Genomic DNA, 11,345 nt, shown 5'->3' on the forward strand with positions numbered 1-11,345 from the left:
GAAAAAAATCAATTTTTCGACATTTAATTAATATTTATTTCTCTTAATTTTGAAAGCTATGGTTATCATTCGACCGCATCTTTAAGTAAATTAACTTTGTCTAATTTTTCCCAAGGAAGTAAAACATCAGTACGGCCAAAATGACCGTATGCAGCAGTTTGTTTGTAAATAGGATGTTTTAAATCTAACATTTTGATGATTCCAGCTGGTCTTAAGTCAAAATTATTTCTAACCGCTTCAACTAGTTTAGCTTCTGAAACTTTACCAGTACCAAATGTATCGATTGAAATAGATACTGGCTCAGCCACACCAATGGCATAGGCTAATTGCACTTCACATTGATCAGCTAACTCCGCAGCTACTATATTTTTAGCAACATAACGTGCAGCATAAGCAGCTGAGCGGTCAACTTTAGTTGGGTCTTTACCACTGAAGCAACCGCCACCATGACGTGCATAACCGCCGTAAGTATCAACAATGATTTTACGCCCAGTTAATCCTGCATCCCCTTGTGGTCCTCCGATAACAAAACGACCTGTAGGGTTAATAAAGAATTTAGTATCAGCATCTAATAAATCATCAGATACTGTAGGGTAAATGACATGTTTTTTAATATCTGCTTCAATTTGTTCCAATTCAACATCTTCAGCATGTTGAGTAGATACAACAATTGTATCTATACGTTTAGGTTGATCGTTCTCATCATATTCAACTGTTACTTGTACTTTTCCATCAGGACGTAAGTAATCTAAAATTTCATCTTTACGCACATCAGATAAACGTTTAGCAAGTTGATGTGATAAGAAAATTGGTAATGGCATATACGTATCTGTTTCATTAGTGGCATACCCAAACATTAACCCTTGATCTCCTGCACCAGTCGCTTCTATTTCTTCTTCTGAAATTTCATTACGGTATTCTAGCGCTTTATCAACACCTTGTGCGATGTCTGGAGATTGTTCATCAATAGCGGTTAAAACTGCCATAGTTTGGAAATCATAACCATATTTAGCTCTTGTATAACCAATATTTTTAATTGTTTCACGCACTACTTTAGGTATATCAACATATGTTGATGTTGAAATTTCACCAGAAATAAGCGCCATACCAGTCGTTACTGTTGTCTCACAAGCGACACGCGCATTTGGGTCGTCTTTTAAAATTTCGTCTAGAATTGCATCTGATACCTGATCTGCAATTTTATCGGGATGACCTTCAGTTACTGATTCTGAAGTAAATAATCGTTTATTATAAGTCATGTTTTGCTCCTTTAATATAAATTACGAAAATTCTCTTTTATTTGAGAGCTAAATAAAAGAGCCTTCATCACTATCAAGATAGAGAGAAGGCCCTTAAACGTCCATTCGCTCTTATCGTTCAGACGATATATGTCTGCAAACGGTTTGGCACCTTTCTTTATCATAAAAGAGGTTGCTGGGTTTCATTGGGTCCATGTCCCTCCACCACTCAGGATAAGAGAATCCGTTAAGAATAATAGTACCGAATTCAAGGTTCAATGTCAATTTATGATTTTCATTAAATGCTTATGTTAACGGTGGATTAATAAAATTAATGTGTTATACTATTTAAATGTAAAGGCTTACATAACTACTATTGCTTTGGAGGGATTGAGTATGTCAGTAGACACATACACAGAAACAATAAAAATAAAAAATTTACTAGAGAAACCATCAACACAGTTTCAACTCTCAACAACTCAGCTATACAATAAAATTTTAGATAATAACGAAGGGAAATTAACTGAATTAGGTGCAGTGAATGCAAGTACTGGGAAATATACGGGGCGCTCACCTAAAGATAAATTTATCGTAACTGAACCTTCTTACAGAGATAATGTCGATTGGGGAGACATTAACCAACCTATTGATGAGGAAACTTTTTTAAAACTTTATAATAAAGTTCTAGATTATTTAGGTAAAAAAGATGAATTATACGTATTTAATGGTTATGCAGGAAGCGACAAAGATTCACGTTTAAAATTAACTGTGATTAATGAATTGGCTTGGCATAATTTATTCGCGCATAATATGTTTATTCGTCCAGAATCTAAAGATGAAGCTAAAAATATCAAACCTAATTTCACAATTGTATCAGCACCTCACTTTAAAGCTGATCCAGAAGTAGATGGCACTAAATCAGAAACATTTGTCATCATTTCTTTCAAGCACAAAGTCATTTTAATTGGTGGCACTGAATATGCCGGAGAAATGAAAAAAGGTATTTTCTCAGTAATGAATTACCTTTTACCAATGCAAGATATCATGAGCATGCATTGTTCAGCTAATGTAGGTGAAAAAGGTGATGTCGCTTTATTCTTTGGACTATCAGGCACTGGTAAAACAACCCTTTCAGCTGATCCAGAACGAAAACTTATTGGGGATGATGAACATGGCTGGAACAAAAATGGTGTATTTAACATTGAAGGTGGATGCTATGCCAAAGCAATCAACCTTTCTAAAGAAAAAGAACCTCAAATTTATGATGCAATTAAATACGGCACTATATTAGAGAACACAGTCGTAAAAGAGGATGGTACAGTAGACTTCGATGACAATAAGTTCACTGAAAATACTCGTGCTGCTTACCCTATCGAACATATTGATAATATCGTGTTACCCTCAAAAGCAGCTCATCCTAATACAATCATTTTCTTAACTGCTGATGCCTTTGGTGTGATCCCTCCTATTTCCAAACTAACCAAAGATCAAGCAATGTATCATTTCTTAAGTGGATTCACTTCTAAGTTAGCCGGTACAGAACGTGGAGTAACTGAGCCTGAACCATCGTTCTCAACATGTTTTGGAGCACCATTCTTACCATTAAATCCAACTGTTTACGCTGATTTATTAGGTGAATTAATCGATAAACATGATGTTGACGTTTATTTAGTTAATACAGGATGGACTGGTGGAAAATATGGTGTAGGACGCCGAATCAGCTTACACTATACGCGTCAGATGGTAAACCAAGCTATTTCAGGAAAGTTAAAAGATGCTGAATATAAAAAAGATGAAACATTTGGTTTAAATATCCCAGTTGAAATTAAAGATGTGCCAAAAACTATTTTAGACCCAGTGAACGCTTGGAGTGATGCAAATAAATATCATGAACAAGCTCAAGACTTAATTAATCAATTTGAGGAAAACTTTAAAAAGTTTGGTTCAGAAGTAGAACATATTGCTGAAAAAGGTGCATTCAATAAATAAATATTTCCAATTATTAAAGGGTGAGACGTTTGTCTCACCCTTTTTAATATATCTCTATCTTGATTTAAAATTTGATATCACAAATTATTTTTAGTTTCTTCAATATTGGTCATCCATTGTTGAATTTTAGATAATGTTTCTTTCATTGCTGGAGGTCGTGGCACATGACCTTCATCTAGTTGATAAAACGTTTCGTAGTACACCCTCTTAGCTGTCAACTTTTCTTCTAAATCATAAGCTTGGTGAATGCCAACTTGCTTATCTTTACCTCCATGAACAATTAATATAGGAGGGCTGGTAGAATCAATGGTTTTCATCGCGTTTCTTTGTTCATAAGCGTCTTTATCTTTTTTAGGATGGCCCACCATTCGTCTTAACATCCCTCTTAAATCAACACGTTCCTCATACATTAAATGAATATCTGAGACGCCTCCCCATATGATGAAGCTATTTACAGGTAAGTCTTGAAAGGTTAATAAACCTTGTAGTCCACCACGTGAGAATCCTATCATATGAATATATGCTGAGGGATACTTATCATGTAAAAGTCGAATTAATTGTATTACATCATTCAAATCTCCTCGATAAAATTCATCTTTACCTTCACTACCATTATTACCTCTATAATATGGCCCTATAACTAGCGTATGTTCATTTGCAAACTGCATTAATCTTGCAGCTCTTACACGACCTACTTGTCCTTTTCCACCGCGAAGATATATAACTATACGTTGAATTACATTTTGTTCTACTGGTGTCATCATTAAAGCTTTGACATTTAATCCATCTACTTTATAGGTTACTTCATCAAAATGATGCGTATGAGCGTCTATTGGCATTTTCTTAATTTTTGTAAAATCCAAGCGCTCTCACCCTTTCTAAACATTTCAATATCGTCGCATCTTGTATTAAAAAACTTTGCTTATCCTTAGGTATGTTGGAAACATTTTCAAATAGACATGGACCATTTGTCTCATAATAAGTTGAAGTTTCAATGAAATGACTTACTTCAATGAAAAATACATCTTTAAGAAATGTACTATGATCATTTGTGTTAACTTTATATTGCGCAAAATAAATACATTTCTCGGCAATTGCGCCTGTCTCTTCATATAATTCCCTTAAAACCGCATCTAATGGTGTTTCACCGCACTCAACTTTACCCCCAGGGAATTCAATTCCACGGACTTTGTGTCGAGTAAATAAGAGTTGATGATTATATATTGGAATCGTGAGTACGTGATTACCATTAGGCGTATCCTTATTCGTTTTAAAATTTAAAGTGACTGTTCGATTGTCTTTATCACGAAACTCCACAATCCACACATCCCCTCTTACTATGTTAAAATAAATCTATTAAATAATTTGTTGGAGGCGCAATACCATGATAAAAAAGATTTTTCTAGCGCTAGTTGTATTTTATCAACGTTTTATATCACCGTTGACACCACCTACTTGTCGATTTTATCCAACATGTTCGGAATATACGAGAGAAGCAATCCAATATCATGGTGCATTTAAAGGGCTTTATTTAGGTATACGCCGCATTTTGAAATGTCATCCATTTCATAAAGGCGGTTTCGATCCAGTACCATTAAAAAAAGATAAACAATCGACATCAGAACATAAACATTAAAGTTTTGTTAGTTTAGTTTTTTGTACTTTAGGGGGAATAAAATGAATCATTCCCTCTTTTAAAATGCCTGAATCTCTCACTAAATCTTCTTCAAAGTAATATCCGGAAGGTGTAACATCACCTGGATAATCTCCCTCTTTAGCTAACATTGCTGTAAAATATCTACTTAATCCAAATTCATACATGCCACCGACTACAAATTTAATATTTTTTTCTTTTAAAATATCTATTGCCTCTAAAACTTTATCAATACCACCTAATCTATACGGCTTTAAAACAACTAATTGAATAGGAAATTTTTCAATAATTGAAACAATATCTTTGATAGAAGTCGCCTTCTCATCGATAGCTATAGGTGGATATTCGCTCACATTCATTGCATTTAAATTCTCTAATGATTTAAACGGTTCTTCAATATATATGATATTCGCTTGATTAACCTCACTAATCTTTGAAAATGATTCAACATTCAGCGATTCATTCGCATCAAGTGCTAAATCACAATGAATATCATTTTGATGTATAGCATTGATATCTTCAACAAGTTGTGAAGACCACTTAAGTTTAACACGACGTGGCTGTGTTTCATAAAGCTTATGTAACTTTTCATTTGTTAAACCACTTATTGTCGCACCATAGGTTACTGAGAAAGATGATAACTCATGATACATTTGATAAACTGCCATAACGATAGCTGAACGAGTCGCTGGGGTCTCCTCAAGTTGCTCTAAATAAACAGACCACTCTCTAAATGAATTAAATTCTTTGTCAATAAGCTGAGGTATCCACTCATTGAGCGTATGGACTGCTATATCTATCGTTTCATCATCATACCAATTCGTCGTAAACGCATTACACTCACCATAAAAAGATTGACTATCTTGGGTTACTATTTCAACAATTAAACTTTCACGTTCATAAAGTTTAACTTTAGGTGTAATAATGGGAGATTTGAAAGGTTGTTTATACGTGTATAATTGAATAGCTTTAATAATCATAATTGGTTTCCTTTATATGATACTTTGCTACGTTGTAGTTTTCCTGTAGAGGTATACGGTAAATTCTCTACTTGATAGAAGGCTTTAGGCACTTTATATTTTGCTAAATTCTGTTGAAAATGGTTTAACAATTCTTCTCTATTGACTTCATTTTCAGAAACAAAATAAAGCACAGGAATTTGTCCCCAAGTATCATCAGCAACACCTACACATACTGCATCAGAAATTTCATTAAATTGTTTAGCAACTGTTTCTATTTGGTATGGATAAATGTTCTCTCCCCCACTTATAATTAAATCTTTACGACGATCATAAACCATTACGAAACCTTCTTCATCTATCTCAGCAATATCTCCAGTTTTGAAAAAGTCGTCTTCAAATGTATTAGTCAAATTCTCAGGATACAAGTAACCATTCATCACATTTTCACCTTTGATAAGAAGTTCACCATGACCATCTTGATTAGGATTCTTAATTTTTACTTTTACATTATCACTCGGTTTACCAACTGTATCATGTTTTTGAGCTAACATTTCAGGTGAAGCTGTTAGAAATTGCGAACATGTTTCTGTCATACCGAAAGAGTTATAAATTGGTAACTGATTGGCAAGTGCTTGCTCTATCAGATTAGAAGAAAGTTTTGCTCCTCCAAGTAAAATTTTTTCTATTGAGAATGGTTGTGTAAGACCACCATCCATCAACCATTTTAATGTTTGAGGAACAAGTGAGACATGCGTCATGTTTTCATCTTTAATAATATTAAGCATCTTATCAGTATTAAATTTACCAACTAAGCGAACCGTGAATCCCTCAATGACTGATCTTAAAATAACGCTCAGACCAGAAATATGATAAATAGGTAAAACTGATAGCCACTTTGTATGTTGATCAAATCCTAAACTTTGTTTACAACCTGTGGCACTTGCTAAATGATTATGGAACGTTTGTGGCACAGCTTTCTGTGGGCCTGTCGTTCCAGAAGTGAACATAATAGATGCAATATCTTCTAAATTGAATTGCTTAGATTGGAGTTGTTGAGGTGCAAAATTTCTAAGACCTTCAATGTTGTATAATTTAAAATCCTCCATTGTTAGAGGCATCGTATGTAATATGGTATCAACACGAACTGATTTCATCTGATTTCTCATTTCTTGCTCAGTTAAACGCGTGTTGAGCATCGCTATTTCGATTTGAGCAATCCAACAAGCATGTATAAGAATGACCGAATCTAAATCATTTTTAATAAATAAACCTACTCTTTTCTTATGAAGTGACTGAATGTAGCGTGCCAAATCATAAGCCTTCTCATACAGCTCACTAAACGTTAACGATTGTTCATCAGTGGCCACTGCAATTTTATCTTTATTTAATTGTGATTGTTCTTTTAACCAATAACCCACAACGCATTCCTCCAAAATTAAATACAATACTCATTATAACGATTCACTGCATAATTATCAGTACTTTAGCTTAAAATATATAGGGGGTTAACACGTTATTTTTGATAAGCATATATTAATTATACCTTTATGAATGTTATAATATTAAATAAGATTTACTATGTTGAATTAATATATAAATATATAATTAAAATAAATTCATACAGATAAAAGGAGGAACTCATATATGGTAACGTTTATAATGATTTTTCTTTTTGTTTACTCGCTTGTTATAACAATGATGTATTTTAGTAAAGATAAGAAATGATGTTTCCTGTCGCCACAGAAAGTGATTCTTAATAAAAGAATTTGAGAACAAAGAAGATTAAGAAGTAGTTAAATATTTAAATGAGATTTTCTGTGACTAAATTAGAAAATGTTGTGACTATAATAAAGCTTAATTATCATACTCATAGTCACAATTTGACTAAAAATTTAAAATGAATAAAAACTATTCAGAAGTAGAATTTTACAAAACACATCCAAAGTGTTGATACAAAAGGATTTAAAAGAATGCAAAAAATTAACGCTTATAATGGATTTAAACCATTATAAGCGCGTTTGTACGGAGAGTGAGGGATTCGAACCCTCGAGACGCTTGTGACGCCTACACACTTTCCAGGCGTGCTCCTTCGGCCAACTCGGACAACTCTCCACTATTGAATTTTATTTAAGATATAAAAAAACAGAAGCGATATTTCACTTCTGTTTGTATGACTCCTACGGGACTCGAACCCGTGTTACCGCCGTGAAAGGGCGGTGTCTTAACCGCTTGACCAAGGAGCCGTTCTTAAGCACAAAATAGATTATAGCATAGCTCATCTTTTCATGACAAGCTATTTTTTACATAAATTTAACAATATTTTTTAAGGGTTAATAAATGAGAAATATTGCTATAAAAGTGTTGATGGCGCCGTTTAAAACGGGATTGCATATCGCGTATTCAACTACTTTCTTCTATATAAATAAAGTAAGACCGACTCGTTGTAATGAAACAAGTCGGTCTTCTTTGAAGCTGGGATATCATTAATGATCTCAGCTTTCTTTTACACCTTTGTTTTACCATAATTGTTCTAATAGGTTTGTTTGTTCACGGTCTGGGCCTACAGAGAAGATTGAAATGTGTACGCCACATAATTCTGAAATACGCTCTAAGTATTTGCGTGCATTTTCAGGGAGTTCTTCTAAACTGCGGCAGCCTGTGATATCTTCTGTCCAACCTGGAAGTTCTTCGAAGATTGGTTTACAACGTCTTAATTGATCTAAGTTAGCTGGGTATTCAGTGATTTCTTCGCCATCTAACTCATATGCTGTACAAATCTTAACTGTATCTAAACCTGTTAAAACGTCGATAGAGTTGATTGAAAGGTCTGTAATACCACTTACGCGACGTGAATGACGTAGTACTACTGAGTCGAACCAACCTACACGGCGTGGACGTCCTGTTGTTGTACCATATTCACGACCTACTTCTCTAATGTGATGGCCGTCTTCATCGAATAATTCTGTAGGGAATGGACCGTCACCTACACGTGACGTATAAGATTTACATACACCGATGACTTTAGAAACTGATGTAGGACCTACACCTGTACCTACTGTGACATTACCAGCAACTGGGTTACTTGACGTAACGAATGGGTAAGTACCGTGATCGATGTCTAACATGACACCTTGGGCACCTTCGAATAATACTTTGTCGTCTGCAACGTTAGCATCATCTAAGATTTTAGCTGTGTCAGTGACATATTCTTTTAAGCGTTGACCTGCTGCATAGTACTCGTCAAAGATTTCATCAAACGTAGGGCATGTTTCGTTGAACATTCCTTTGAAATAAGCATTTTTATATTCAATGTTTTCTTTAAGACGACGTTCGAATGTTTCTTTCTCTAATAAGTCTGCTACTCGAATACCGATACGTTGTGCTTTATCTACGTATGCTGGGCCGATACCTTTTTTAGTTGTACCGATTTTATTATCTCCACGACGACGTTCTTCATATTCGTCTTGAGCTAGGTGATAAGGTAAGATGACTTGTGCACGGTTAGAGATACGTAAGTTGTTAGTTGAAATACCACGTTCATTTAAACCGTCTAATTCTTTCAATAATGCTACTGGATCTACAACTACACCGTTACCGATAACTGCTAATTTATCTTTATAAAAGATACCTGATGGTACCAAATGTAATTTGTAAGTTTCTCCACCAAATTGAATTGTGTGTCCTGCATTATTACCACCTGAGAATCTAGCGATAACATCTGCTTGTTCTGCTAAGAAATCTGTGATTTTACCTTTACCTTCGTCTCCCCATTGTGTCCCAACTACTACGATTGATGACATAAGAGCACCTCCAAGTTTTTCTCGTTTAACCATTAGATATTCTACCAATATGCCTATGAGATTGCAAATAAAAATCGAACATTAAATTTGTTTAAGTTGTTTGCAATTGATTCATCTTGTTTTCACTTTTTATACAGTTTCATCGTTGTGTTATCAGTGCTTTTGAATTCATTTTCCGGAAAATGATATACATACTTCAAGTGATTGCAAAGAATGAAAACAAAATAAAAACCGTACAATAAAACTAAAAATAAGTTTATTGTACGGAAAAATAAATTTTATGTCATTTCTGCATGAGCATAATCAATGTCTGTAAATTTATTATATTGTTTCATAAAATGAAGTTTCACAGTTCCTGTTGGGCCGTTACGTTGTTTAGCAATTATGATTTCAATTTCACCGTTATCATCATTCGTTTGTGGCTCAAAGCCTGCATCATCGTCATCATCTTCATCCTCGCCACGATTGTAGTAATCATCACGGTATAAGAAAGCAACGATATCAGCGTCTTGCTCGATAGACCCAGATTCACGAATATCACTCATCATTGGACGTTTATCCTGACGTTGTTCAACACCACGTGAAAGCTGACTCAGTGCGATAACTGGGCATTCTAGTTCACGGGCAATGGCTTTAAGTGTACGTGAGATTTCTGATACTTCTTGTTGACGGTTGTCTGAGAATCGAGAACCGCTACCTTGAATTAATTGTAGATAGTCAATCACTATCATATCTAAGCCGTGTTCTTGTTTAAGACGGCGACATTTAGATCGTAAGTCATTAATACGAATACCTGGTGTATCATCGATAAAAATCTTAGTTTTTGATAATTTACCAACTGCAATCGTAAAACGACTCCAGTCTTCTTCTGTCATCGTACCAGTTCTTAAGCGGTTTGAATCTACGTTACCTGAACTACAAATCATACGCGTTGCTAACTGGTCTGCACCCATCTCAAGCGAGAATATGCCTACTGTAAACATATCTTCATGTGTCGCAACTTTTTGGGCAATATTAAGAGCGAAGGCAGTCTTACCCACGGAAGGACGAGCCGCTAAGATGATTAAATCATTACGGTTAAACCCAGCAGTCATTTGGTCGAGATCTCGATAACCTGTTGGAATACCAGGCGTTTGACCACTATTTTGGTCGAGTTCTTCGGCAGTCTCATACACTTGTCCTAAGACATCTCTAATATCTTTAAACCCGTCACTTTCTCTTGTAGAAGAAAGTTCAAGGATACGTCTTTCGGCATCACTTAGGATTGTATCTAGTTCTAATTCATCATTATAGCCATCATTTGCAATACTATCTGCCGTTTGAATTAACTTACGTTTTAACGCGTGTTTAAAGACGATATCTGTATAATATTGAACGTTTCGCGTTGTTGGAACGTTAGTCGATAGCTCTGCGAGATATTGAGGGCCACCCGCTTCACTTAAGCTTCCATCACTAGATAGTTGATCCATAAGTGTGACAACGTCGATTTCTTTGTTATCTTCATTAAGATGCATCATTGCTCGGAAGATATGTTGATGGGCGCCTCTATAAAACGACTCAGGAAGGAGGACTTCCTGAGTTGTATTAATCAATTCTGGATCTATAATAATGGCACCTAAGACAGATTGTTCAGCTTCATTGCTATGCGGCATTTGATTTTGCTCATACATTCCATCCATTGTTTGCTTTACACCTCTTATTT

9 protein-coding genes, 2 tRNA genes and 1 riboswitch are annotated in these 11,345 nt (G+C 35.0%); of the genes, 2 read left to right on the plus strand and 9 right to left on the minus strand.

Annotated elements, in window-relative coordinates; genetic code table 11:
* Positions 1–65 precede the first annotated feature (65 nt).
* Positions 66–1,259: a methionine adenosyltransferase gene (gene metK / locus HMPREF2706_RS04855; protein WP_023350065.1), complete on the minus strand. Its 1,194-nt coding sequence runs from the start codon at positions 1,257–1,259 to the stop codon at positions 66–68.
* Between the two features lie 108 nt (positions 1,260–1,367).
* Positions 1,368–1,479, minus strand: a riboswitch (SAM riboswitch).
* Between the two features lie 155 nt (positions 1,480–1,634).
* Here metK and pckA point away from each other — a divergent pair.
* Entirely contained in the window at positions 1,635–3,227 is a 1,593-nt protein-coding gene (pckA, locus tag HMPREF2706_RS04860; RefSeq protein WP_002434740.1) for a phosphoenolpyruvate carboxykinase (ATP), read from the plus strand.
* Positions 3,228–3,304: 77 nt separating this feature from the next.
* Here pckA and HMPREF2706_RS04865 read toward each other — a convergent pair whose 3' ends face one another.
* Both HMPREF2706_RS04865 and ytkD read right to left on the minus strand, forming a co-directional pair.
* A complete protein-coding gene (locus tag HMPREF2706_RS04865; RefSeq protein ID WP_049427387.1) occupies positions 3,305–4,090 on the minus strand; it encodes an alpha/beta hydrolase family protein in 786 nt (261 codons plus the stop codon).
* Positions 4,071–4,544, minus strand: a complete 474-nt coding sequence (ytkD, locus tag HMPREF2706_RS04870; protein ID WP_049427390.1) for an RNA deprotection pyrophosphohydrolase — start codon at positions 4,542–4,544, stop codon at positions 4,071–4,073. The genes HMPREF2706_RS04865 and ytkD overlap by 20 nt, the downstream gene beginning before the upstream one ends.
* A 70-nt stretch (positions 4,545–4,614) precedes the next feature.
* Between ytkD and yidD the strand changes: the two genes are divergently transcribed.
* Positions 4,615–4,863 carry a membrane protein insertion efficiency factor YidD gene (gene yidD / locus HMPREF2706_RS04875; RefSeq protein ID WP_029625717.1) on the plus strand — a complete coding sequence of 83 codons (249 nt, stop codon included), beginning with the start codon at positions 4,615–4,617 and terminating at the stop codon, positions 4,861–4,863.
* On the opposite strand, the gene menC is transcribed toward yidD, so the two are convergent.
* From menC to dnaB, 6 genes are all read right to left on the minus strand, one after another.
* Entirely contained in the window at positions 4,860–5,861 is a 1,002-nt protein-coding gene (gene menC, locus HMPREF2706_RS04880) for an o-succinylbenzoate synthase (protein WP_049427393.1), read from the minus strand. The two genes, yidD and menC, sit on opposite strands and share 4 nt — an antisense overlap.
* Positions 5,858–7,261 (minus strand): o-succinylbenzoate--CoA ligase, encoded by a 1,404-nt coding sequence (gene menE, locus HMPREF2706_RS04885; RefSeq protein ID WP_002434680.1) that lies wholly within the window; start codon positions 7,259–7,261, stop codon positions 5,858–5,860. The genes menC and menE overlap by 4 nt, the downstream gene beginning before the upstream one ends.
* 605 nt (positions 7,262–7,866) lie before the next feature.
* A tRNA-Ser gene (locus HMPREF2706_RS04890) sits at positions 7,867–7,955 on the minus strand.
* Positions 7,956–8,014: 59 nt separating this feature from the next.
* Positions 8,015–8,086, minus strand: a tRNA-Glu gene (locus HMPREF2706_RS04895).
* A gap of 273 nt (positions 8,087–8,359) precedes the next feature.
* Complete coding sequence (locus tag HMPREF2706_RS04900) at positions 8,360–9,643, minus strand: adenylosuccinate synthase (protein ID WP_002434422.1); 1,284 nt, start codon at positions 9,641–9,643, stop codon at positions 8,360–8,362.
* Positions 9,644–9,921: 278 nt separating this feature from the next.
* Complete coding sequence (gene dnaB / locus HMPREF2706_RS04905) at positions 9,922–11,322, minus strand: replicative DNA helicase (protein ID WP_002434020.1); 1,401 nt, start codon at positions 11,320–11,322, stop codon at positions 9,922–9,924.
* Positions 11,323–11,345 lie beyond the last annotated feature (23 nt).

It is taken from the genome of Staphylococcus sp. HMSC067F07 (assembly GCF_001837405.1).
Taxonomy (GTDB): Bacteria; Bacillota; Bacilli; order Staphylococcales; family Staphylococcaceae; genus Staphylococcus; species Staphylococcus capitis.

Bases quoted from the DNA above. Each gene is read 5' to 3' on its own strand.
- metK (WP_023350065.1), bottom strand. From the start codon at position 1,259: ATGACTTATAATAAACGATTATTTACTTCAGAATCAGTAACTGAAGGT.
- pckA (WP_002434740.1), top strand. From the start codon at position 1,635: ATGTCAGTAGACACATACACAGAAACAATAAAAATAAAAAATTTACTA.
- menC (WP_049427393.1), bottom strand. From the start codon at position 5,861: ATGATTATTAAAGCTATTCAATTATACACGTATAAACAACCTTTCAAA.
- HMPREF2706_RS04900 (WP_002434422.1), bottom strand. From the start codon at position 9,643: ATGTCATCAATCGTAGTAGTTGGGACACAATGGGGAGACGAAGGTAAA.
- dnaB (WP_002434020.1), bottom strand. From the start codon at position 11,322: ATGGATGGAATGTATGAGCAAAATCAAATGCCGCATAGCAATGAAGCT.